This window comes from Pantoea allii, from assembly GCF_046529425.1.
GTDB classification, from domain to species: Bacteria; Pseudomonadota; Gammaproteobacteria; order Enterobacterales; family Enterobacteriaceae; genus Pantoea; species Pantoea allii.
Map to the genome: position 1 here is coordinate 130381 of NZ_CP125960.1, position 25532 is coordinate 155912.

Below are 25532 nucleotides of genomic sequence, written 5' to 3' on the forward strand. Positions count from 1 at the left end.
ATGCTCTAATAAGTGATAACTTACGCGTCCACAACTCACTGGTATAACAATGATTAATCTTAACCAGCCTGATTCTGAATGTACTGCCCTGTGCATGGTTAGCGCAGGCATTGTGGTCTGCCTGTTGAGTCTTTTTTATCTTAATAACGATTCCTCTAAGGGTACCGTAGATACGCAGCAAATAAGCAGTTTACTGAAGACGACTTGTTCTGTTGTTGATGCTGACCGGCTTCAATATGGCTCCCTTTCAAATGAAGACAGAGCCGCTAAAAACAGACTTACGGAAAAATGTAAACCCATCAGGATGCATTAATCATGAGAAAAACAGATATCGGCCTTATCATCATCTCACTTCCAAACGGCCTGATTCATGCCGGACTTATCATTGCTTATCTCTGTGGTGCCCATGGATTTGCCGAGTTCTGGTCAGTCACTATGATGGCGCCTCTCATCTTTGCGCTTGATGCGGGGATTTTTATAAGCGTTGTTATGAGATTACTAACTGAAAGGAAGGCCAAGAAAAAGGCCCTGGCTAAAGCAACCCTGGCAGCCCAAGGTATTTAAATCTTCAACAGGCTCCCTCACCTTCAAATCAATTTCGAATCAACTTAATCTCTGCCGTGAATCATAGCCCTTAATATCAGCAGATCAGTCCATTACAGCATTTGTACCGGAACCATGGTCCCAGCTGGTCAGGTTGTCACGGGACTGGCACTGGGACCACGGTCCCAGTTGGTCAGGTCGTCACGGGACTGGCTCTGGGACCATGGTCACAGCTGATCAGGTCACCAAGAAATTGATTCTGGGACCGTGGTCCCACTTGAACAGGTCATCTCAGGAATGGCACTGGAACCACGGTCGCAGTTGAAAATGTCATCGCAGGGGTGGCACTGGGACCATGGTCACAGCTGATCAGGTGACCAAAAAATTGATTCTGGGACCGTGGTCCCACTTGAACTGGTCATCTCAGGAATGGCACTGGGACCGTGGTCCCAGTTGAAAATGTCATCGCAGGGTTGGCACTGGGACCATGGTCCCAGGATAAGAACACTAAGCTGGTTTAACACAATGTTCTGAAAGCAATTGTTCAATTTGTTGAATTAGCTCAGCGGGTATTTTACGTTTATCCAGATTTATCGTGACTTTGTCGTGTCTATAACTGGCTGTTACACCAGGTCCAAAATCCCGTTTTTGCACAATTTTTTTATCGCGTGAAGGGTTTTCTCTAAGGCTGTTCATAAGTGCTTCTATCAATTCATCTGCACCTGTGACTTCTCCTTGTTTATTCTCTGAAGATAAGCTTTTAGCTTTAGAAATTAAAAGTTCCTCCTTACCATCAGACAACTTATGAAGTTGTTCACCCGCGCGAGCAGAAAGTTCACCAGGGTGAGAGAAAAGGGCGATTACTTCCCTGGGGAGTTTTGATGTGTTGATGCACCGCGAAATTATCTTTCTTGAGATACTTTCTGCGTCTGCTAAAGCAGAAATGTTATTAGCAAATTCGTTTTCTAATCGCTGCGCGTATCGCTTACCGCGCTCATAAGCACTGGTTGGTCTGTAATCATTACCTAGTTTTGAGAGCGCGTTCATCTGCTCATCATCAAGGTCACCAACTAAAACACGATAAGAGGTGGAAGTGAGGATAGCAGCCATACGGCGCCTGCTGCCATCAGCTATCTGAATAATATTATTCTGATGACGTCCAAAAGCTGGGTTTTGTTGACCGCTGGTAAGAAAAGAAGGGATCAAATCATCAAGAGCAGATTCAGTCAAAAAATCCTGGAGTCGCTCATTACCTGACCAGACGCAGGTAGCATCAGCAATCTTATCAGGCGAAATCGTTTCAAGAACGAATTTCACATCACGTCCACAAACAGGTAAAACAATCGTATTGCCCTTGGACATGTTTCCCACACGTGAAATCAAAGATCCCACAACCGGCGCAGCACTCTGAGAGGTGTCTCCAGATGCAGGGGAAGCAGGAGTGGATGATTTTGTAATGATCGGCGCACGCTTCATTATCGAATCTCCCAACGAGGTTTAATCAGGCGGTCAAAAATTTCGTTACAGACAGGTTCCCAGATAGCCAGCGCATTTCTCCACGCACCTGTAGAAGAACGCTGATCAATCGCCTGTTCAAAAACAGTACGCATTCTTATCTGGCCTTTCCCAACCTCATCCGTTTCACGAACAACATTCTTAAGCACCATGCTGCCCCAGGCATCACGGATTTGTTCTTCCATCCACGGCGACTGCGAACCGTTATTGTTGCTGTACTTGGTTAAAAGTATGCGTACATCAGGCTCAAAACCCTGTAGGTCAACGTTTTTGAGTAAGTCGCGCAACATATCGAAAAACTGAAGAGCAGAGGTATAGTCAAACAATTCAGCAGGTGTAGGGACGATCAAAACATCCGCAGCGCACACAACATTTATAGTGCCTATGCCAAGATTAGGCGCGCTATCAATGACGATGACATCATAATCCTGAGCGACTGACTCCATTGCAAGCCGCAACATCATATGGGGCTCTGTAGGCAGCTTTCCTTCGTCGTAACGCGCCATCAGCTCTGTTTCAATCCGGTGCAGAGCTAGGCAGGAAGGAATAATATCGAGGCCTGGCCAGCATGTGGGCTTAACGGCATAGAAGGCATCATCTCGTTCACCTAAATAAAAAGGCAGGAGAGTATCGTCAGCATGGATATGAAGATCGGGCACCCAACCATGGTACATAGAGGCAGTGCCCTGAGGATCGTTACCTTCAACAAGTAATACCCTTAGCCCCTTAAGAGCCAAATCCTGAGCCAAGTGAACAGAAACTGAGGTTTTGTAAACGCCCCCTTTATGTGCTGCCACACCTATGACTGGTGGCATACTTTCATTGGGTCTACGAATACGAGTTCCGAACACATCTCGCATATGGTTTATCTGCTCTATGGTGTATCCGACTCGCTGTTCGACGCGTCCTCTCATCTCCAAATCAGGATAGGGCAGTCGTCCCGCTTTTTCAGCGTCTCGTATGGCCTGAGGTGTTACACCTACGAGGTCTGCAGCCTCACCTACACGCCACCTACGTGTAATCTTTCGCGCCTCTGGGCTATCATCATTGAACTGTGCGACGGCGATAGCTTTAGTCATTGCATGGCCGGCAGTAATGCACTGGTCTAACGTTTTCTTTAAACTCATAACCTGCACCCTTTAATTAACTTTGCATTTTTATATTAAATCTTGATATTTGAAGCAAAGCAACACCAATAGTGCAAACCTGATGAAAATTTGCAAAGCAGAGTGTTTAACGGAGTTATGATTGAACTGAATAACTCCCTGCCAGGTATGCAGGGGAGGAAAAGGGCAGGCATATGCAGAAGAGAGGCTAAAGGTGCTGAAGTTTACCAAAAATGAACCGCTCGAATGGCTTGTCGGGTTCATTAGGCCAGTTTTGCGGATCCGTTACTAATACCCCTATCTGACGCATTCCTTTATGTTGTTCAGATTTTCGCTCACAATAATCTTCGTCCGTATATCCCATCGTTTCGATTACAACATCATGTTTGACGCCATTTGGTTCAATCACATTAACCAGAAAGTCAGGAAGAACATAACCTTTCTCCTCGTCAACGGTGACCTCAATATCGAAGAGGGGACGTTCCAGTGATAACCTGGGCGCTGAATCTTTCCTAGACAACCACTCTGCTGCCTCGAAAAGGCTGTCGAGCGTCTGTCGTTCAAGATTACTGTCTACTGGAACGGGGCAGGTACGACTGTATATAGCGTGCGCGTAGGCCTCGCTGCAGATAACCTCTCCAGTAGATGAACGCCGGTATGACGCAATGACCAGGTAAGGTGGGCGAACACCATCCTGCGATTCTCCGTTAATGCTGACGCCTTTTTCAGGCGTGAAATGATATTTATCACCCCGGATTTCATACACGGCTTCTTCCCGGCTGACTTCATCAGTGACAAAAATCTGGTAGAAAACCCGTGCTTTTTTAGCAGGCCAGCAGGAATCAGGATTCTCAAGCTTCACCATATTCGCTTCAAGAGCATGCTGACTCATCCAGGGTTTGAAAAAAATAATTTCTGAAAGAGGGCGGCCGCGCATGAATTCCTGTTCATCGGTTACAGCCGTTAACAGGCGAAGGGATTCGACGAGAGGTCTTGTAGGTTTGGGATGTAAGTGCTCGATTTTGTTAAATCCGGCATCATCTAAAAGTGTCAGTAACACTCTGGCCAGACTGGTCCGGCGCTTACGTCGTGTTCTGTCAGTGCTGACAGCGGCTGACGTTCCTGCGGCACGGATGGTTACGTCTGTATCGTCTGAAGGGAGAAAATTGCGAAAATTAATCCTTCTGCTGCCCGCTGATTTTCTGGTGCCGTTTCGCGTTGCACCTACATCATCCTCAGCTTTAAACTCACGGTACATGGGGCAGGTAAGGGCATGTTCGTGGTTAAAACCCGAAAGGAAAAGCTTACGTGTATCTTCCCTCATCTTCGCACTGTTCAGTGCTGGAGAATCACCCGGCACGCAGCCGCACTGCAGCCATGCTTCTTTCTGACGCATGGTGAGTATGACCGATTCTGCAATGTGACGTTTTTCCGGCCTGCCTCGGCCAAAAAAATCATGTACCGCTGACTCTTCCTCATCTTTCAGCTCACGAAGAAGAGCACCCCGTGGATTTTTTTTCTTTACAAGAGACATGGTCATACTATTACCTCCGGTCAAGAAAACAGTTAATAAAAAAACCAAAACAGAATCAATAATGCTATGGCAAATATCAGCCACTAATTTGCATGCCAGCTTTGTGAACTTCCTGGGGAAGGTAATGCCAATAGCGTGATGATAAAAATCCCGCTACGTCGTTTATAAATACACAAAGCCCCGTGTTCAGCCAAAAAATTTTCCCTGACGCAACTCCAAAGGACAAAGTTTTAATTTTAATTAAGATAAAAGAGCAGGGCAGGGCTGTAGTTAAACTCCTGGAAATACTGGCCGATAGTCACATAACCTCACTGCAGTAACTGGAGTTTAAATGCGCAATTATCTGCCAGGTACGCTTGCTTCAATGATGATGCTGCTTTTATCGGCATGCTCAGGTGTACGTGATGTTTCAGACCGGCATTATGAATATGAAAATGCACACAGCCTGGCGTGGAATATTAGCACCGCTGCAGGCATGACATCATTCGAAGATGCAAAGTTTAATCCACAGCTCAGCACGCTATACAGCCGCAAAGATTACGATCTGTCTTATCCAGTAAAATCGGCTCAGACGTTAAATGAGTCAACCCTTCCACTGGCTCCGCTGTTACGCTTTACGCCTACGGGAATGGCTCCTGAAGACTGGTGGTTTAACCGCATACTGGCATGGATCCCCACAGAACTGGCTAAGACCCCCCAACAGGCATCTACGGTTCTGGCAAATACGATTCAGGAAGCCGTACTGACCACGCTGAAAGAAACAAAACGCCCGACTGGAGAGATAAAAAACGAAGCAGGGGACAATGGGTGGATAAACAAATATGCCCTGCAGATAACTGATCCGCGCTATGTCGTAGTTCACTTTGCTGATTCAGCAGCGGGTTGTGAATTCCCGGATAAAAATGTGCCTTCTATCGAACGGATAAAACTTCCCAGCTGCGCTTTCTTCGCCGAATTCCATGATCCGGAAAAAATTGTCAGTACGCCGGCTTTCATTACCCCAAACGCCACGGGTAAAAGCTACCTTATCCGTCCTGACGGCCTGAACTCGAGCTTCGTGGCCGACGCCTTCGATAAACCGTCTACTCTCTCTGATGATGAGAGGACACGAATGGCTTATGATTTCTTACAAAAGGTGAGTCAGCATCTTCCTTCGTGGGTGATTTTCTATATTTCACCGCACGAACGCGCGGGAATGCCTGCAATAATCTTACAAAGTGGAAAAGTCTATTTCTTTGTGACTGAGAGACCATCAAAACAGTAGTTCTGTGTAAAACTTTCTCTGACGCAGCGCCTATGCGTGAGTTTTGCGCCTTAGGTAGCTGCAGAGAAGGGAATGCACACTTCCTGTGCAACAGAAAAATCAACTCTTTTTTTAATTGTTTTCAAAGCAAAAATGAATCTAACCTTTAAAAAGAGTTTAGGAAAAATCAATTTCTTCTCTTGCTGATTTTTTTTCGGCCAGCGCGAGAGACTTTGTTTTTGATCGCTTTTTCCTCTCTCACATCACTTACAGTGCTGCTGCTGTCGTCATCCCAGTTATCATCTATTTTTTTCCCCGGCTGTAATTTTCTACCCCCTCCTAGATCCACGAATAAATTTTTAAAACCTTCACGGATATTATTCTTCTCTCTGAGTTGCTTTTTACTTAACTTCAACCTCAAATAAGGATTAACATTTCTGGCTGTCGGTGGTGCATAGCCTTCGTTTAACGTTACAGCCAAAGAAGCACGCCTTAAAGCGTTAATTTTCTCGCGGAGGGAAGCTTTTCTATTCAAAGCAAATTGATAACCTTTTGACGTCACTTTCTGCTTACGTTTCAAATCAAAAGCACTATGACCCTTAGCTGCTTCTCTTGATTTTGGATCAGCGTGGACAGCAAACTCGTTTGAAGGGTGCTGCCAGCGTCGGTTCTTAAAAGCTACTCCAATATCTTCAGTATTGAACCTGGATAAAGCCATCTTCTCTATTTCATTATACAGGTGAGGGAATTCAGGAGACTTTTCTGTCAGAGGCGTTTTGAATTTAGCTGAGTGAAATCCTTTAAATATTGCCCTGTGAGCCGACGTTGATACCGCTTCATCACGACCCTTCTCTACCTTTCTAAATTGCTCTCCAAATTTTTTATTATCATAAATAATTTCTGTTTTGGTCATTAAACGCACAACTTTAGCATTAGCGTTCTTAAGACTGATTTTCTTAAACCCTCGCTTGCCGGACTCTTCAATAGCTTTTTCCCGGAAAGACTCTCCAATAATCGTTAGAAAACGATCAAGCTTTGGATGAGTCATCTTACTGAAATCCAGTAAGGTAGCTGCTCTCAGACTATTCTTCTTTCCTGAAGCAGCCTTAGTAACCTTAGTAGCCTTTTTTTTTGGTGGCACATCTGACTCCTGATATTCAGAAAGTTAATATCATGCTACCGGTTAACTAAGACTCCTCAACCGAGATGGCACGAATTTGATAGTCAGCGGAAACCTGATTCAGAGGGCTTATGTAGATCTCTATTGAATTCAGACCCATAGATAAATAATCGTGATAGTCGTTCGATAAAATATCCAGATTCCGCAGGTTTATACTCAGAACGTTATTTTCTCCACCTTCAGACTCGTAAGCATCAACAAATTTTATCAGCGTATTTTGTTTATCACCATTGATTGTGATATCAAGACGGATGCCATCCATCGTATTTTTCCAGTGCTTTATGAAAAGAGCGTAGTCAGATGTTTCATCAGTGACTTTAAAGACAACAGATAGGGTAAGGGCTTTACATCCATCAAGCATTACAGCTCTGAGACCTGTATTAGATGTAGAAAATCCAGCGCCCGCAGGTCCATTCGGAGTATATTGAGTAATGTCTGTAACACGCAGATTATTTGCTGCTGAAAAAATCCTGAAATTAACGGGTGAACTGTTATTAACGTAGGGTGCGGGTTTAACAGTAAATTTTGAGGGTAAGAATCCAACAACTGCCGCACCGCTTTGAAAACTTACCGGGGAAAGTGCAACAATGCCAAGATCGATTTCATTACTCAGCGTACCCCGCTCATCAGAAGACAATACGGTTGGAGAGTCATCGCGATACACCTGAACGGAGACAACCTCATCACCAGAGGATTCCAGTAAGTGAGAGGCAGTAAAATAATTAATAAAATGTTGCAGTGAAACTATATCGCTGACGTTATTTTTGATAACGACTTTCCACTGACATTTCATAACAAAATTAAAACCAAACATTGATAAATGACTTGGAGGATATAATGAAACGCCATCATAAAGGCGTAACCTCATTCCATCTGGCAAAATCATCTGGGTCTGGTCTGGGTTCTTATCATAGATCCGTCCTGTGGTTTTCCTGAAAGTTATAGCATCCCAGGGATATTCCTGACCAAAGGTCCAACCCGGACTCTTGGTTTCAGGATTAATGAAGCTGTAAGAGCCCCAGTCCTTGATACTCATTGACGCTGAAGATGAGTTATCAGTACTGCTTGTTCTGGACTGTTCTGAGTTATTCGTACTTGAAAATTCTTGAGATTTGGTCAGGCTGCTCTCTGCCGTGACTGATGCTGTAGGCATTTCACCGCTAAAACCTACCGAGGCACTGAAACTGTTTGTCTGTGATGTAGTGGATCCAACAGTCTGACTGTTAGAATTTCCTGATGTTTTTCCCGATGACTCACCATTTGTAGACGAACTCTGTACAACGGTATTAACAGTTTGCGGAGAATATTCAATCAGTTCTACTTCAATATTTTCATCCTCGGAAATCTCCATAAATGTATTGAGAAGAACGGGATAGTTGTCGTAAAAATTTATTTCTTTTTCCGGTCTGAGTTCTGAACCGTGAGGATTGTAAATATTAATACGTTGAGTGCAGCTCAGGATATATTGCCTCGTCCCTTCCGATAGTATACCGGAAGACGACGTTCCACTGCTTAACTTCAAATCATCATAATGTGCAGCTGTGTAGTCCGTTATAAAAAAACCAACTGTATTTGATGCAGCAGTTAGTTTACCACTGACTGAAAAGGTAAATGGATCGTTTATTTTAAACATAACCTACCTCATTGAATTTATATTATTCAACTTACATTCGAGATGGCTTTAATTATATAACTGACCGAATAGTAAGGCTGTACATTGAAATGCGTTTTGTCACTCCCGGTATCATCAGTACCAGAAAGTTTAGTAGATGGGCTGGTTTCAAATGGCTTGTCAGGACCTTCATTGGAAGGTTCATAGCTCCTGAAGTGGTATCCAAAGTCACCTTGATTGATGCTGTGGCTGTGAGAAGGCAATTCGTCAGTGACCAGTTTATGTGACGCTTCTCCTCCAGTATCACCTATCAGTAATCCACCTGCTTTATTAAAATCCGTAAACTTTGGATCAAGACCATCTTTCTGTGATACGTCTGCATGCGAGAAATCACCCGCACCTACCAATGTTCGCCCGATAAGGTTAGGCGTTTTCCCTGAACTTAATAATGTAATTAACTCCTGATATTTTGATGGAATTACTGACCCATTACAAGGAAGCCAACCATCTGGGAGAGATTCCGCTTTGAGAATACTTGCAATTATAGTGCCTATAGGCAGATCAGACGACGTATTCATCTACTTCCCCTCAAAAGATAATTAAAGTATTTCCTTTCAGATTCAGTCTCTGAAACATACTTCAATTCATATTCAACAATCAACCTGACAACATCAACAATCTGGCAAATTAATGAATTTAGAATTTTATAGCAAATTAATCTAAAGTTAAACAGCCTCACTCTTTAAAACAAAGATTAAGAAACATAATATATCAATGTGCACCTCTGCCTTACTTTAAACGATTAATAATATTCAATACGCAAATCCTTACCGCATGACACGAATATACGTTCATATTTTCCTGATCAGAGCCACAGCCTCATTGCCCGGCATTGAAAACTGCACCCGGTGACGCGCCGCCACGTCGAGCGCAAACACCTTCGTGTACACCTCAGTTGACTTCAGGCTCTTGTGACCCATCAGGCTCTGCAGTGCCTTCAGCGGGATCCCCGCGTAAAGCATGTGCATCGCGTAGCTGTGCCGGAAGGTGTGCGGCGTCACCGGCACCGAGAAGGTCACGCCGTCGGCCTCAGCGGCCGCCACGGCTTCGTTGATCCACGTCCTGACGGTGCGGTCGGTCACGCTCCAGAGCCGCACCTTTTCCGTCCGGCCGGTGTCAGGATTGCGCCGTTCCACCGGAATGCGCAGCGTGGCAACCATCATCTCCAGCTGGGCGATGTACTGCGGATCGGACAGCGGAACCAGGCGGTGAGGGACCACACCGGACGGCGCACGCCCCGGCCCACGGGCCGCCTTCTCACCCCGCTGTTTCAGGGTGGCCAGCTGCACGAACGGATGGGGCGGCGTCAGGGTGAAGTCTGCCCGTGTCAGCGCCAGCGCCTCGTTGATGCGCGCCCCGGTGTTCCACATCGTGGTCAGCAGCATCTTGCGGTGCAGATCCGGCACGTAATGCAGCAGGGCGCTGACCTCCGGCGCCAGCAGGTATCTGGGCAGGTCATCAATAAGGGCGGCCATCTGACGCAGCGCCAGCGCAGCCGGGTAGTCAATCGCAACCGGCAACTGGGATGCGCCGGAATAGCCGCCGGCCAGCGCAGGCAACGCGGAATATGTCATGGAATGTCACCTTTGTGCGGCACTTCTGTCTTGTCTTCAGCGGCCTTTAGTGCCTGAAAGGTCGCCTGCGAACGGGTCCGCATGACCGCCTGTTCTGCACGTCTGTGCCGCTCCTTTCGCCATTCCTGCCAGAGAACGTGCTGGGCAGACCACGGCGATGCACTGAGGGGCGTTTCCGTGAAACCGACAAGCCTGCGTAACCGGCGCGCCAGGATCACCGCCTTGAGTCCCAGCCTGGTGTACTGGTACTGCCGCTCGGAGAAAAACTCATCAAAATCCGGAGGATAATACTCTGCATCGTTGATGATGCGGTCGGAAGTGGTTTTCAGGACCGTCAGGCCACGGACCTGGTACATCAGTCTTCCGGGAAGGGCCCGCCAGTCGCCGGTGACGGCAGAGTAATCAATCACAGGTGTCGGTGCCTGCGGAACGGAAATACCATCCTGATTTTCATCCCCCCAGTCAGTTGCGACGCTTGCGCAACCCTCTGCAAACTGCTCCAGCATGAAGACCAGCTCGGTGGAGATGAAAAGGCGCTCCTGAATCCGTTTTTTCTCAGATGCCAGTTTCTCCCGGTGCAGCGTGAACCGGTGGGTCAGCATCACCGCCGCAATCGCCGCGCCGGCAGTGATAAGCCCCGTGGCCACGTTCCCCCAGATCCCGGGTCCCTGATTTATAACCTGAACCGTAACAGGATGGGTGATGGCATCCGCCACCACGCTGGCTGATGAACTCAGGCTGCCCATGTCAGACTCGCTCTGCTTCGATAATAGCGCTGACCGCCTTATGAACGGAAAAAGGCCGCACCTCATGATTGGTAAATTTCACCTTATAGCAGAGGTGCTGCACGTAGCCCCCGTTATCCCGCAGCTCGTAATCCACCTCAAAGCCCGTTATGTGACGCCCATTGAGCGCGTAGCCAGGTGTAACGTTGCAGTAGCGCGTAAAGAGGTCGGCCAGCTGGTCAAAAAGCGCTCCTTCGGTAACCGGACCGGAGGCCCTGACTTGTTCACGCTGATCCATGAAGTAATCGACTGCGGCTTTTTTTGAGGAGAACGTCAGGTCTCCTATTGTCACACTCATCCCACGAGCCATAGATACCCTTTATGTCATCAAAGTAACCATTGATAAATTAATTATCACGCCCTGAACTTTATTTAGTTGCTCATGTAATTGTCATTCCCATGATAATTACTATCCTATCCATAAGCCTGCTCATTTTCTCTAATCGCAATTACCGGAAGGCCGTAGTTGCCGGATCCGACTTTTTCCGTATCGGGCAGTAACCGGAAGGGTAGCACGGCGGCGCGGCGGGCGGAAGCGGGGTTTTGAGACGGCATTTCGCCTGACGCATCCCCTATGTTGTGTCAGGTGCAGCCGGGTGAGCCACAACATGTGGGGGTGTGCGCAGAAAACCGCCGGTGGCGGGGGGAAGATCCGGTTCTTCCTTTTTCCGGATCCCGGTTAAGGAAAGTAAGCCTGTGTGCAGCATACAGTGAAGAGTGAATAAAGAAGTAATAAAAGCATCATTGAGGACTGAAAACCATTTTCAGTCATAAAAACAAAAATCCTTCATACAAATAGCATCAGTGCCCGCATACTGAAAAATGAACTCTATGCAGTAATCCGGGCTGAGCTGATAGCCGGGACATGTGAGGGTCAGATGCACAGGATCGCATGCGTGCTTTACCTGTGCATGTTGCTCAAATCAGTAGCCTCACTTAAGAAGGGCCGCACGCTATAAAAGCAGATCTTCAAAATTCAGGGTACGGCTCTGCGGCTTATGCAGGGGGGAGAGTTCGCTGATCCGGAGCTTGAGTGGCATAGGACAGATCACGCCGCTGAATATGCAGGTCCCGGTTGCCAGCGTCGGGATTGACTCTTCGGTCATGCGGTCTATATAGGAGACGGATTTTTCTATCGCATAAAGATCGTTCTGGTTAATGAGCCGGTGAATAAAATAGTTATGCGCCTGAGAAATGATCGTGGGGGAAATATCGTTTGGACGCTGACTTGATATTGTCACAAATACGCCAAACTTTCTTCCTTCCTTTATGATTTCTTCAAAAGTTTCAAGCCTGTAATCTTTCCAGCTTTCTGACTCTCTGAAGGATGTGTTTGAAAGTATGTTATGTGCCTCATCAATTATCAGATGAAGAGTGGATAATTTCTTGTCCATTTTTTTCGCAGAATAAATCCACTTCGCGATTAAAAGCGGAAGCGTTTTTTTCATGGTCAGGTTGACCATGTTTAGGTTGAGCACGACAAAGTTAGTATCCGCCCAGAGATCGCCTCCCGCGGCAGTATCAAAGATCTTTCTTATATCTGTTTTGATCCCGCCCATACGATTAATGACCGGCGAAATATGTTCAGGGTTAGAGCGGTTTGAAAGATATTCAACGATGAGCTGAACATACATATAGTCCAGAAGCTCCTCCATCAGATCATCCGGAAACACGTAATCCTGAGCGCGCCGGTGCATATTGCACTGAAGGGTATTCTGTTCTTTAGTAAAATATACGCCTGCTTTAGTCCGCCACACGCCGTCCTTAAAATAAAACTCAATGTCGGCTATCAGGTCATTATCCTTGAGTACGGGGCGGAACAGATCAATAAGGTCGTCACCCTTCTTTTTATCCCCCCCGGACAGCGTCTCCGTGACCCGCCGGGTAAGAATTTCTCGAAAGTAGGCTAGGGGCTGCTGCTTTGACTCCACGAGTCTTTTCAGCTCAAGCACCCGCTTCAGGAACGGCTTCTGAGTTTTGTCGGTTGCCTCGGTCAGAACGGAAAGAATTTCATGTTCAAGCAGTATTCCTGCAGGCATCGGGATCCTGTCACCGTCATCATTGTGCGTATTCAGCTGGTAAACCCTTTTATCGGTTGTAATACAGCTCTTGCCGCCGTACTCACCGTTAAAATCGAGCAGCAGAAAACGCGATTGTTTTCTGAAACCTTCGCCCAGCATAGTCTTCAGGGTGGCATAACCGTGCTGATAAAGCGCGGCGAGAGTATTAGACTTGCCGCTGCCGGTGTTACCAAAGATGGCAATGTGTGAGTTAAGAAGCCCACTGACCGGAAGGGTGATATCAATATCTTCAAGATCCGTACGCGAAAAAGTCAGCCCGCACGAGCCCCGGGGCGCAACTGAATGGATGAGATGGAGCTGTTCCTCGGTCAGCAGAAAGACTTCATTGCCAATCAGGGGAAGTTCGCGTGTTCCGCCGGTAAACCGTCCATCACGGTCAACATAGCCTGCCAGCGAAGCGGTGAGGTAGCGCCGGTAGCGTACGGCATCGCTTCCGCTGCCTACAGGCATTTTTTCCTCCGTAATTTTTTCAGTTTCGACTCTGGCGATCAGGCTTATAAAACCCTTTCTGACCTCGATAAAACTGCCCACGGAAACATTTTTTAGCACCTTACCGTGATAGAAAAGGTCACTTAAATTCTTATTTTTATCGACGAGCACGCTGAGAGTCCGGCCCGAGACTTCACGAACCTCCCCGATCCTTAATATCGCCTCCTGGTTGACCAAGTCAGAATTCATTACACGCCTCCAAGAAAGCTGGTAATTATGTTGTTCATCTTATTAAAATCCAGCGGAGCGCCGGGCGTGAAAACCACGTCCACATTTGAGTAATCGCGGAACTTATCTGTAAAGACTACCTTTGCCGCTTCATCATAAGCAAATATAACAACCTTCAGCGTCGCATTACGTAATGCTTTTTTCGTAAGAGTTTCAATATGCTCATCGGCAAAGGAGAACCCGAAAACAATAAGCAGCGTGCCTTCTTTATCCAGCTCATTGGAGTAGGTGCGTAGCAAATCGTAATAAACGTTATCCAACACAGTTTCACGGAACTTATCCTTGCGGGGTAAAACCAGCTGATGTGACCTTACCCACCCCTGCTCTTCCTGCGGAGAATCAAACTGGCCCGATTTCATGTTCTGAATAACGTAATAAATATCATTTCCGCTGTGTTTCCATGAAAGAGATCCGTGAAGTTTAATCAGATTAACGGTAGGGATTTCAACGCTATAATTATATAGATTTCCAGTAGCCTGTATCGTTTGATAAAAAGACTTCGGGTCGAATATCATTCTGCCATAAAGATCACCCCGCTGACGAAATCCATCATTCAGAATGATATTGTTATTTTTTACCGCAGCATCTTCTGTGAATAGATCATAATTTGTCGTAAAAAGGTTAATGCGTCGCGGTAACAGACCTGTCCGCCGCCTGGTCAGAAGCATTTCGAGCGCCCGGATAAAATTCATGTAGTTTTTCTGGGTTGCTTCAACTTTTTCGACAAATGATGGTCGCCATTTTTTTCCGGGCGTGTTTCGTCCGAGCAGTGCGTTATTTGCTCTCCAGACAGTCTGAAGGAAAGACGCAGATTTACTGAAGTATTCGCTGTCATCACCGGCTCTGACCAGAGTCTCCAGCTCATTTTCAATTGAGCCTAGGACATTGATAGCCGGCAGCGAGGCACCTGACCCAAGTATGAAATTTATGTTCGCCGACTGGAATATGCGTTCAAAATACTCGCGATCCCTGTCCTGACCATAGTAAGCCCGAAGAGTTGCCACGCTGGGGATTTCCTTAAGCATTTCTGATAGGAATTATCTTACACGATTTTGCATTAAAAGCCTCAGCTTTGAATCACACCTTATGCATGAGCAAGAAAGCCATATAACAAGCGTATCAGCCCTGAGGTTTCCGGCTTTGTCTTTTTTCGGATCTGCGGGATTTAACTGTAGGGAAGTATGTAGAGTAGAGTGAATCAGGAAGGAAAAATAATTTTAGAATGTATTTTACTATCTGAGTAGCAGTACGGCTCACAGGGCATATTTTATCATACCTGCACAAAAGCTTCTCATCATACTTGCTTCTGTCTGAAAGCTGGGCGGTGGTATGTCAAGAACCGGATACTGAATGCTGAAGAGAGCACCGAAACACAGTACTCGAATCATTTATTTCCGGACAGACAGCTGATAAGACGGATAATATTTGCCATAAAATTAATAATGACACCTGATGAGCCGCATTCACCGGCTCTTACCTTTCACTTGTTTAGCCAGAGCAGCTTAAAAAAGAGCTGTTATCTTAAGAGTCCGCGCTGAAGTGCTTGCCGGAAGAGGTGGAGTCTGATTACAAGCTCTCTGTTCAGAGATGAATCTGAACTTCCTCCCCAGCAATTTCCATTAGAATTAGTAATAACGTAACGTTCGAAAATATTGCCCCCCTTTACTTTTCCTTACAAATAAGTGAATGGAAATTCAAATTAACGGGCATATATTGACTAAAAATCTGCTTTGTAAGCATATTGCTATAAGTTCAGAAAATCAGGGAAGTCAGTAAATGAGCAGAAGCAGCACTAACTGTATCATCTTGCTTACGTTTTTTCTTACATCCAGTTTCCTCATCATGCCCTATCTGATGTCAGAAATTGCGCCCTCAGCGGGCCTGAACGTCAGCGAGATGACCCTCGGATTAGGGATCTGCAATGCCCTTGCCGCATTGACGTTATATCTGCGGCCAGTGTTTTCTCATCCGGCACAGTTGCTGGCATTAATCATGGTGTTGATCGTGACAGGAGCCGGGTCTGTATTAGCAGGAATGGGATACAGGTTACCCTGGGTGCTTATGGCAGGCGTGGCTCTGATGCGAATTTCACTGGTTAATTTCAGCGACTTTAATCGTCAGATTCACATGCAGACCAACACGGAACGGGGTATTAAACGTGCGCTTTCAATGGCCAATGTGGTATCCAACGTTATTTCTTGCTCCGTTCCGCTTGCAGCAGCCGCGATACTGCAAAAGGAGGGAACAACTGGCCTGGTCGGCACGGCTGTATTTATTGCCCTGTTATCTGCGTTACTTTCCCCGGCTCTATTCGCCCGCAATCCATCAATGAATTCCGTTGTCGTGCAGAGTAAACCTTCGCCGGGGAAAACCTTGACGCGGTTCCGCAGATATTCCCCCCTGTATGTTATCGTGCTGATGAATACTGTTATTTATGCATTCATCTTTTCTTATGTACCACTAAAAATTATTCAGGTCACGCCTGATAAAATTGCGGAAGCACAGAAGTATATAGCTTTGTATTTCACGGTTAACTCGCTTTCGATAGTCATATTTTCATTTCCCGTTTTATGGCTTATCGAAAAATCCGGACTGAAAGATAAGCGAGTCATACTGTTTGCCGCTGTGTCCGCTCTGGCTTCTGTAGCGCCCTTTATCAGCTATGAAGGTGAGGCATACAGAATTATATCATCCTCGGTCCTGATGGCGCTGTCAGAAATAATTTTTTTGCCTTATGTTGTATCCCTTGTTTCATCTTTGAAATCTGAAATAAAAGAAACCGTGCTAAAAGACGTTACGCTCCTGAGCGTAAGTGTGAGTGGAGCCCTGTCGGCTCCCGTTGCCGGGGTTCTCTATCATGCAGGGAGCAAAGGTCTTCTCCTTTTTATCATTTCGGGAGCGATATTACTTGTTTTATGCATACTGAAACTGGAAGGGTGTTTAAATGAAAAATAAAGTAATTGTCGTCGGTGCGATAAGCAGTTATAGCGTAAAACAGTTTTATGACGCTGCCGTTCAACTGGAAAAGAAACCCATATTTCTTTTTCATAAAGGACACATACCTGACTCATCTTTACTGGAAGATGGGAATTATGTTATCGCCGACGGACTTGCTATCGAATGTATTAATCAGATTATGGAAAGCCTCAGTGCTCATAGCAGTCATATATTCTCTGTTGTACCCGGAGGCGAACTGGCAGTCCCTGTCACAGAAAAGATCTGCGACGCTTTAGGTTTACCTTTTAATCATGGGGACATAAATCGTTTCCGAAACAAAAAAATCATGCGTGACTGGCTCTCAGAAGGAAATATACTTCAGCCAGCACAATACGGGACGGCCTCTAAACAGGAAGATATTCAATTCCTCGCCGCGAAGCTGAGATACCCTCTGATCATCAAGCCGGTTGATGGGGCAGCAAGTTTTTTCGTGAAAAAGATAGAGCATGAGGATCAGCTATACGATGCAGTTAACTCGATTATTTCACATAAGGTCTCACTGGCAACTGGCGTCAAATTTGATGGCGTTGCACTTCTCGAGGAGTATATAGAAGGAACAGAATACAGTGCCGAAGTGATGGTTCATGACGGCGCCTGTGCCGGGTTTTATGTCACGCGCAAGATTCTTTCAGATGAGCCTTATTTCGATGAAATTGGACATATCTCTCTTTCACCGGAATATTATCCCGATGAATGTAAGAAGCTGGTTGATGAAGTTATCAGTACGATGCAGGTGACCAGCGCCGTGCTTCATATTGAGTTTCGTCAGGATAAAAATGGCAGGCTTTATCTGATTGAAGTTGCCTCTCGGATAGCCGGGGACCTTATTTCCCGTTTAGTCGATATTAAACATGGTTGTTCCCTCGAAGAGTTCTACCTTCTGTCCCGTTCTGGTAATGAAGCACAATCACATAAGGAAAAGAGGATGGGCCAGCCTGCAAACTGCTTTGTCGGCATTCGATTCCTGTTTGGCGAGAATGTGACAGTTCCGGAAAAAATCCATGTCGTGCAGAAGGATTCAGCGCAGAAGTATATCAGCAAATCTGAACGCAGCCCAAGAAATGTGGTGAACAGAACCGGATTCATAATATTTCAGAGCGAAGATTATGAAGCAGCCATCAGTTTTATAAAGGAGGGAGCATGCTGATCAGGCCAGCCAAATCAGATGACCTCAACGCCATATGTGAAATTTATAATCATGCTGTTTTACATACAGATGCCACCTTTGATACAGAAATAAAAACCCCAGAGTATTTCAGGGAGTTTCTTGGCAGCACGGAATATTTTTTCTATCTTGCAGTGGCAGAAGAAGAGAGCCGCATAATTGGATTTTCTGGATTATATCCGTTTTCACGCAGAAAAGCTTATGCAGGGCTTTCAGAATTAACCTGCTACGTTCACCAGTCGGCACAACGTAAATCTGTCGGAACGGCGCTCTGTCAGCATGTCAGTGAATATGCAGGCACAGCCGGTCTTCACACAATTCTGGCGCTCTTCAACACCAAAAACGCAGCCATGCGGAATATATGTGTAAACCTGGGGTATGTACCCAAAGGCGAAATGAGTGAAGTCGCGTTCAAGCTTGGACAGTATCAGTCCTTATCTATTTATCAGAAATTTATGAGGAGCAATTAGCCATGCCCGGAACCGCCCATAATATTATCCTGGATAACTTAAAAGAAGATAAAGATTTTCGCTCTTTTTTAGATGGAAAAATTCACGCAAAAGAATATTTCGGGAAGATCTCCGAAAAAAAAGTAAATCTGCTGAACCGTGAGTTCAATGAAGACATGCTCAATCTTTCAGCCAGAATGCCAGCAGAACCTGAGAAATACGTAGACAGATTGCTGGAGGCGCTTTTTGAGCATGATGTTATTCCAACATCGGTCTATAACAAACAGCTTTATAACGCGACGCAAAAAGAAGTTTCTGAAAAGTTCATCCATGGAAATAACAAAACCTTCATTTTCCCGGAAGAGTCACGTCTTCTTTTTGCACTTGCAGATATTACCAAACCAAAGAAGATTGCTTTCATGGGTTCTTATTATGCTTTCTGGGCCGTATGGGTGCTGGCAGCCCTGCCTGAAAATTCTACCGTCTGGCTCATGGACATTGACAAGAATTGCCAGGCTCTCGCCAAGGAGAACCTCAGTAATCTGACAGTGGCTCAGGATGTGGAGATTATTCAGATCAGCGAAGATGCCATTCAGTCTATTAAGACGTTAACCGATCTTGACTGGATTGTATTGGACGCTGAAGGGCCTAAGTCCGGTGTTGATGATGAAGATCTTATCGATAAGGCCATATATTACCCCATGATTCGGGCAGGTTACGACTCACTGCGTGAAGGAGGGTTAATGATCGCCCATAACATTCTCCTTGAGAACACCACTGACTCGGATTACATTGCCGAAAAAATCGAGTGGAACAGGAAAATGTTCTCTAAATTCATCCCTTTTCTGCATGATAAATTCCGGTCTTTTTTACACTTTGAATCGACAGAAGGCGTGGGAATTGCAAAAAAATGAATATAGAAAATATATTTAAAAGGCAGTTCCGCCATGAAGAATTGTGGCCGGACAATGCCGCTGTCACAGAGCACAGAGAGACTCTTCTGCAAATCGATGGCATGCAGTATCAGCCTGAATATGACGATTTTGTTAAAGAATACCTCCCTTTTTATTCTGAGCACCACTGGGAAAGTATTGAATCCGAAAGCAGGAAGCTGCTTCTTTCCTTCGGGTGGTTTATGTACAATCAGAAAACCATCATAATTGAGCAGTCGGCGCTGACCGAATACTGCAAGCTGGTTTTATCCGGTAATTCGTCCTTTTCTTTTACCCGGAATTTTATAACCCGTTTAGCTCAGGTTCAGGTAGATGAAACCTACCATACGCTGATGTCTTATAAAGGGATCAATTTATGCCAGCGCCTTTCTGAACATAACCTCAGTATTTTTCCCGATACGGATCTGGCTTTGTATATCCACTCCTTGCAGGCACTTCCTGTGGCTGAGAAGGAGCTGGCCTGGCTGGCGCTGACGACAGTGTGTGAAGCAACAATTAGTAAATATCTTTCCGTTTTACCCGGAGAGGACAGTGTACAACCTGCCTTTCGCTTTATTACGGAAATGCACCGTCAGGATGAAGCTTCACACTCTTCATTATTCCTTGACCTGATGGCAGTGGCCTTCGATGAGCTCGATATGGAAATGCGCATTAAGCTTACTACCCATCTGAATCAAGCAGTCAGAGCCCTGGTATCATCCGACCGTAAAACATGGAGTTTCCTTTATCAGCTGGCAGGGGTAGTCTGCCCTGAAGTTGAGAACCCTTTATACTCACATCTGTATAATTTCCGGATGATCAAAAAATTCACGGGGGAATATGATGTCAGATATTAAGGGTACGGCTATGAGCCCTGAAGAATGCCGTTTTTTTCTCAGTCAATACTCCTTTGGATCTCTGATTTCGCATGACCTGCAAATCAGTCATATTCCATTTATTATTTCAGGTGACAATCTCATAGAAACTCACCTGGCTTCGGGGAATCCCCAGCTTAAATCTCTGGATGAGCAGACATGCCTGCTGACAGTGCTGGGTCCTCATGCATTTATTTCAACTGATTATTACCAAGCCAGTCCCGCTGTACCTACCTGGAACTATGCCTCTGTCAGCATCAGAGGTAAAAGCCGTTACCTGACGCCCGGTGAGTTGGAACAGTCACTGGACAGAATGCTTGCGCATTACCAGCCAGAGCTGCTCCATAATAAACAATCGCTTCCGGATGAGTTCAGGCAGAAACTCATTCCCGGAATAACCGGCATAGGCATTGAAATCACAGAAATGAAGGGTAAATTAAAACTGGGTCAGCACCGCTCTCAGGCCGATCAGCTCAGTGTATTCATGAAACTGGAACAAAATGACCAGCCGGGTTATGTTCACTTTGCCCAGGAATGGCTGAGTCGTTTCCGTCCGTCCATTCTTGGTTAAAACGCAACTCCCTGACCATCATCTACTGCTGGAATGCTGAGGGCTGACCTGAGTCAGCCCATCTTACTCTCATCTATCCTATATGTACGTAAGCGTCCAGCCAGAACCGTCTCCATTGACTGTTTTCTGACGCCGGTTTTTTAAGCCAGGTGCCACAGCAGCTGATTAATGAACTACCGCAGACCTTTTAGTTACCTGATGGGGCGGTTGCTTTTCTCCCCGCGACGGTTGATAGCTGAAGGGTCCCCCTGCGTGGCGTTGCTCATGCCCCATGGAAACCCTCTTTATTCAACCTGTGCCGTAAGGTCTTGACCCTGTCTTCAGTAACAACATCCTTGAGATCGAGTGAAACATTTCCATGTTCCTGCGTTACTTGCTTCCGGTTATACCTTTTTTCGGATCTGTGGGAGTTAACAGAAGCGGCGTGTGCAGCATGCAGTGAATAAAACAGGAATGCACAGGAAAATATGAAAAAACGCCTTTATAACTTTTTAAGGGTTTTCTAGGAAAAAACTGCATACAGGATGAAATCAATGCTGTATGCAGCATAATAGATGACAGGGAAAATTTCGTCAGAAGGCGGGACTGTTGTGCGGGGTAAACCGGAACCGGCCCTCTTTCTTCTCGGGTTTCAGCGACCGGATGAAACCTGCGGACTCGAGCAGACGTGCCAGCGCCAGCTCGTCATCCTTTAAATCCATCGATCGGAATTTTGAGTCGCTGGCAAACGCCAGCACGGCCGGATCGCTGAAAGAGGCTATAATTCGTGAGAGTGCGTCGTGAGAAATGTTGCCTGCTTTCAGTGACTGTAAAAGGAGTGTACGTCGCAGGCTTTCGTTATCAAGGTTCGGGGCCAGCTGTGCCAGCCATGCCGCAGGTATATGCACCGTGTCACGGAAAATTTCTTCGTCGTGATCCCAGATCCATGTAAGGGTCTGCGCCTGAACTTTCTCCGTCAGACTGTCGTCCAGGAAAAGCTGTTCGGTAAGAAAATTGTCAAACTCCTCATCATCCAGAATGACTGATTCAGGAGACTGCAGCAGAAGGGGGTTCTGGAAAATAAGTCCAGCCAGGAGTGGTGCCCGTTTTTTACCCTCGTCACTATACCTCTTCCTGATATCATCAAAATTTTCCTGGGAAGGATTCAGAAGCTTTTGATTAATTAAACAACGAATACTGTCAAAATGCAGGTATGAAGGAACATCTGAATAAGGAAATCCGAACAGATTCAGAATTGAGATACGCCCTTCATCACTCATCGCACCGGAGTTAAACAGTATCGTGAATATGAGATGTAAATGGTCTTTAGTCAGGGGTAAACGCGGGGATTCAAATTCACTGTGGTATCTGTCGAACCACATTGCCAGTTCAGGAGAGGGGGTGTTCTCTTCTTCCTGCTTTGTGGCCAGGAAAAATACGTTGTCCCAATCGGGATTCACACGATTATTATCAAGCAGCAATTCATAAGTGTTATAGCTGGCATTTCTATTTGGTAATGATTCTAAAACTCCTTCGCGGTTTTTTATTTCGCTTACATCATCAACCAGGAAACTCATTTTCGAAATAATGTCAGATACAAGCTTAAAACCAACGCCCACATTATTCAGAAGTTCAGGGACCAGATCATAATCTTCGGAACGAAGAACGAAGTCTATGATAAATTGCTCAATATTATTCTGAATGGTTTTTTCAAGCCCCTTATCTTTGATTTTTCTGACGGCAGTGAGCGGTTTTTTCATAATCTGCTCTGCAGTGAGCCCGCTTTCTTCAGAAAGAAGAAGGATGATACTTTCAAAATTATCTGCCGAATATGACCAAAGCTGGTTTTTGGCAATCTCCACGACAATTTTTTTTCCCTGTTCAGAAACGCACTGGCCAATCAGCGGCAACTGACTCTGACTTAATTTAAGGTTAGCGACAAACTGCTCACCGTAACTATCCGGAACCCGGTCAGGGATGTTATTTTTACAGGAAAATATCTTTATGAAAGCATTATTCATATCCGTGTCATCCGTATCCCATTTTACCGCAGGAGTACAGAAAAACAGGACCAGCAACTGCACGGCCGCATCGAACTCGATTATGTGAACAAGCGCTTTAACAAACCGGGACGTTTTAAGGCTGTCAGAAGTCATGATCTGGATATACAGGATAACATCCGGTGTCGTCCAGTGGCCGAAGGATCCCTCAGTCAGATACACGAGCCTGACTTCCTCTCCTTCCTCAAGCTGTGACTCCATGATTTTGCTCAGGCGACTTCTGTCGTGTGTAAGGAGATGGAGCAGAACGTCGGCATGCCAGGCATTCTCCTGATGGAGAAGTCCTAACTCCCTGATTTTTTTCACCACATTAGGGGTTCTGTCAAGCGGCATGGCCGTGGTGAGTATGAGATCTTTTCCTGCGCTCACCGCGTGGACAAAGTCATTATCGTGGCTGCTCAGGCTGCCGGGAATAAATACGGAGCGGTACGACATGTAGTCCGTTGAGAGATAGTTCCAGCGTAAGAGGGCGTAAATAAAGTCATACTGGAAAGTGTCATCGTCCTCACTTTCAGACCCGAGGGCAATTCCCAGATGTTCACTGACCCATGTCCTGAATCCCTCGCTGCCCATCTTCTGTATTAACACTCCCGGACTGCTGGCCTCCAGCCTGCGCATCTGCTTAAGAAATTGTTCTTTCTTTAGGTGCAAGGCGATGAGCTTGCCATCATGTTTTGAGCTGGCAAGCTCAGATCTTAAACTATATTCATTCAGGATTTGCGTTACTGATGAAGTGTCAAGATTTGCTATATTTGCACCGTAACTCCTGTCCCTTACATGAAGTCCGGGTGAGTTCATCATATTCAAAAACAAAGCTTCATCATTCGCAACGTCGTCAAGATTATATAACGCACCTTTTTGACTGTAAAACTGTAGCTGTTGTTTAGTCTTTTCACTGATGTAATCATTAAGGATTTCTCTTACAATATCAGGCTTAGTGTTTTTTTCTTCATCACTGATTTCTGAAATTTCAATATCTAGGCTTTTAATCTCGCGGGTGATTTTTTCTTCAAAACTTTTCCTTAACTGTCCGGATACATACGCGCTCATGGTGCCATATAAAATGCCCTGTTTCGCATCGATCAGATGGTAGTCACGGGTGCAGAGATTTTTATAGGCAATCAGCGAAAGAAGCCGCGTAATATCCTGCCCGTTATTGACCAGCTTCCTGTAAAGTCTGAACTCGTTAGCAATACTGTTAAGCAGGCGCATATCGGTTATAAAAATGGCGAGCCGTGCAACGCATTGTTCAAACCCTGGAACATTAAAATCATCCTTTTCAAATTTTTTTGAAAAGTGATCAGTGGCATTCTGGCTGTCCAGAACAGGAACCACAGGTACAATAAAGTCAAAGAACTTCGTGCGAGCTTCCGGCGAGTCAAAAATATCGTCCCTTACAGCATAAATAAAGCGCACAGGCTTTTCATCAGAAAGACTGTTATTAATTATCTGGTTTATTTCACGAAGTTTGATAAAAATCGCGCCGTCATTATGGCGGTCTAAATCTTCAAAAATAACCACTTTGTATTTTTTCTTATCGAAAAAATAAACGATTTCGTCGATAAAAACGTTAAGCAGGGAAGGATCTGCAGGCCGGGTAGAGAGTGTTGCTCCTTTAGAAAGATCGATTTTGTCGATACTCAGGCGCCGGTCAAATATCCCCATCCTGTGCAGTTTGCTGATGAGCAGGTAAAAGGTAATGAAAAACGCCACACCGGCCAGACCTGTCCTCCACACCGGGGGAAAAGACAGCAGATGCTCGCTGAAACTCACGGGCAGGGAGAGCTTTTTCCTGAAGAAGTGAGGGAAAAGAAGTATCAGACCGGCCAGGCAGCAGACAGACATTCCCAGTAAGTGGAGTGCCTTGGCCCAGACCTGAGCCGAGGTAAAGTCGGCAATACGGTCTATCCGGGAGTAAGGCAGGTCGCTTTTCCGCGCTTTATACAGTATCTGCTGCAGGATACTGTACTCAATGGACTTTTCTTCCTGCCGGGCCTTCCTTTCCGATTTGGCTGTGTCTTCGCCGTGCTTGTCTGCAGTGACATCACCGGTGCGGGCCATATCGAAGTCAGCAAGCGACACCGTCATTATCTTGTTTCTGTCCTTCCGGCTCCGGGTCCAGGTCAGGAGAACCGAGCTTTTTCCCGCTCCGTACGGGCCGGTCACTGCGATATTTCTTATATCCGGTTTATGACAGGCAAAGTTAAGCGCTTCTGCGTAGTGTCTGGCGTCTTCATCCTCCATTAAAGTTGGAGTGAGTGCGTCATAACTGTACGTAATCTCCTGTTCTTCAGGATTTTTTGCATTCCATAGAGGCCAGAGTGATTCCAGCCGTGGGGTTTTCATCATGTTTTTCACCAGAGAATATAGGAATAAACATGAGTATATCTTCTGTTACCGGGTGATTTCCGCATAATTACTCACAGGCGATGTGAGAAACACGCGGAGGATTCACAGATGAAAGAGGGGTTCCGGTTCTGGTTCTTTTCGGATCTGCGTGAGGTAAAAGAAGCGACGTGTGCAGCATGCAGTGAATCAGGCGGTAAGTATTCAT

Annotated in this window: 20 protein-coding genes; 8 read left to right on the forward strand and 12 right to left on the reverse strand. The window is 45.8% G+C overall.

From position 1 onward, the window contains the following. Positions 1-315: 315 nt before the first annotated feature. Positions 316-564 (forward strand): hypothetical protein, encoded by a 249-nt coding sequence (locus tag QNH99_RS23280; protein ID WP_410517811.1) that lies wholly within the window; start codon positions 316-318, stop codon positions 562-564. Between the two features lie 486 nt (positions 565-1050). Here QNH99_RS23280 and QNH99_RS23285 read toward each other — a convergent pair whose 3' ends face one another. The 3 genes from QNH99_RS23285 to QNH99_RS23295 all read right to left on the reverse strand — a co-directional run bounded on the left by QNH99_RS23285 (position 1051) and on the right by QNH99_RS23295 (position 4704). Continuing rightward, the gene (locus QNH99_RS23285; RefSeq protein WP_410517812.1) at positions 1051-2019 is read right to left on the reverse strand and encodes a ParB/RepB/Spo0J family plasmid partition protein; all 969 of its coding nucleotides are present in this window, start codon (positions 2017-2019) and stop codon (positions 1051-1053) included. Then, the gene (sopA, locus tag QNH99_RS23290; protein ID WP_410517813.1) at positions 2019-3185 is read right to left on the reverse strand and encodes a plasmid-partitioning protein SopA; all 1167 of its coding nucleotides are present in this window, start codon (positions 3183-3185) and stop codon (positions 2019-2021) included. Before sopA ends, QNH99_RS23285 begins: the two co-directional genes overlap by 1 nt. Positions 3186-3372: 187 nt before the next feature. Further along, positions 3373-4704 carry a hypothetical protein gene (locus tag QNH99_RS23295; RefSeq protein WP_263752101.1) on the reverse strand — a complete coding sequence of 444 codons (1332 nt, stop codon included), beginning with the start codon at positions 4702-4704 and terminating at the stop codon, positions 3373-3375. 325 nt (positions 4705-5029) lie between these two features. Between QNH99_RS23295 and QNH99_RS23300 the strand changes: the two genes are divergently transcribed. Beyond that, complete coding sequence (locus QNH99_RS23300; RefSeq protein WP_410517814.1) at positions 5030-5962, forward strand: hypothetical protein; 933 nt, start codon at positions 5030-5032, stop codon at positions 5960-5962. 166 nt (positions 5963-6128) lie between these two features. Here QNH99_RS23300 and QNH99_RS23305 read toward each other — a convergent pair whose 3' ends face one another. The 8 genes from QNH99_RS23305 to QNH99_RS23340 form a co-directional block, all read right to left on the reverse strand. Beyond that, positions 6129-7082 (reverse strand): hypothetical protein, encoded by a 954-nt coding sequence (locus QNH99_RS23305; protein ID WP_410517815.1) that lies wholly within the window; start codon positions 7080-7082, stop codon positions 6129-6131. A 46-nt stretch (positions 7083-7128) separates the two neighbouring features. Beyond that, complete coding sequence (locus tag QNH99_RS23310; protein ID WP_410517816.1) at positions 7129-8754, reverse strand: hypothetical protein; 1626 nt, start codon at positions 8752-8754, stop codon at positions 7129-7131. A 26-nt stretch (positions 8755-8780) separates the two neighbouring features. Continuing rightward, on the reverse strand, positions 8781-9311 hold the full coding sequence (locus tag QNH99_RS23315; protein WP_410517817.1) for a phage tail protein: 531 nt from the start codon (positions 9309-9311) through the stop codon (positions 8781-8783). 273 nt (positions 9312-9584) lie between these two features. Next, entirely contained in the window at positions 9585-10367 is a 783-nt protein-coding gene (locus tag QNH99_RS23320) for a site-specific integrase (protein ID WP_410517818.1), read from the reverse strand. Further along, a complete protein-coding gene (locus QNH99_RS23325) occupies positions 10364-11113 on the reverse strand; it encodes a hypothetical protein (protein WP_410517819.1) in 750 nt (249 codons plus the stop codon). Before QNH99_RS23325 ends, QNH99_RS23320 begins: the two co-directional genes overlap by 4 nt. A gap of 1 nt (position 11114) precedes the next feature. Continuing rightward, positions 11115-11450 (reverse strand): hypothetical protein, encoded by a 336-nt coding sequence (locus QNH99_RS23330; protein WP_410517820.1) that lies wholly within the window; start codon positions 11448-11450, stop codon positions 11115-11117. Between the two features lie 655 nt (positions 11451-12105). After that, on the reverse strand, positions 12106-13911 hold the full coding sequence (locus QNH99_RS23335; protein ID WP_410517821.1) for an ATP-binding protein: 1806 nt from the start codon (positions 13909-13911) through the stop codon (positions 12106-12108). Beyond that, positions 13911-14954, reverse strand: coding sequence for an SIR2 family protein (locus QNH99_RS23340; RefSeq protein ID WP_410517822.1), 1044 nt, complete (start codon positions 14952-14954; stop codon positions 13911-13913). Before QNH99_RS23340 ends, QNH99_RS23335 begins: the two co-directional genes overlap by 1 nt. A gap of 772 nt (positions 14955-15726) precedes the next feature. Here QNH99_RS23340 and QNH99_RS23345 point away from each other — a divergent pair. The 6 genes from QNH99_RS23345 to QNH99_RS23370 are packed head-to-tail and all read left to right on the forward strand — an operon-like array spanning position 15727 to position 20939. Beyond that, positions 15727-16905 (forward strand): hypothetical protein, encoded by a 1179-nt coding sequence (locus QNH99_RS23345; RefSeq protein ID WP_410517823.1) that lies wholly within the window; start codon positions 15727-15729, stop codon positions 16903-16905. Next, on the forward strand, positions 16895-18094 hold the full coding sequence (locus QNH99_RS23350) for an ATP-grasp domain-containing protein (protein WP_410517824.1): 1200 nt from the start codon (positions 16895-16897) through the stop codon (positions 18092-18094). The genes QNH99_RS23345 and QNH99_RS23350 overlap by 11 nt, the downstream gene beginning before the upstream one ends. Further along, positions 18088-18582 (forward strand): GNAT family N-acetyltransferase, encoded by a 495-nt coding sequence (locus QNH99_RS23355; RefSeq protein WP_133345106.1) that lies wholly within the window; start codon positions 18088-18090, stop codon positions 18580-18582. The genes QNH99_RS23350 and QNH99_RS23355 overlap by 7 nt, the downstream gene beginning before the upstream one ends. A gap of 2 nt (positions 18583-18584) precedes the next feature. Then, positions 18585-19475, forward strand: a complete 891-nt coding sequence (locus tag QNH99_RS23360) for an O-methyltransferase (protein WP_410517825.1) — start codon at positions 18585-18587, stop codon at positions 19473-19475. Next, entirely contained in the window at positions 19472-20350 is an 879-nt protein-coding gene (locus QNH99_RS23365) for a diiron oxygenase (RefSeq protein ID WP_410517826.1), read from the forward strand. The genes QNH99_RS23360 and QNH99_RS23365 overlap by 4 nt, the downstream gene beginning before the upstream one ends. Before the next feature lie 10 nt (positions 20351-20360). Continuing rightward, positions 20361-20939 carry an FMN-binding negative transcriptional regulator gene (locus QNH99_RS23370; RefSeq protein WP_410517827.1) on the forward strand — a complete coding sequence of 193 codons (579 nt, stop codon included), beginning with the start codon at positions 20361-20363 and terminating at the stop codon, positions 20937-20939. A gap of 572 nt (positions 20940-21511) precedes the next feature. Here QNH99_RS23370 and QNH99_RS23375 read toward each other — a convergent pair. Continuing rightward, complete coding sequence (locus QNH99_RS23375) at positions 21512-25327, reverse strand: pcar (RefSeq protein ID WP_410517828.1); 3816 nt, start codon at positions 25325-25327, stop codon at positions 21512-21514. Positions 25328-25532 lie beyond the last annotated feature (205 nt).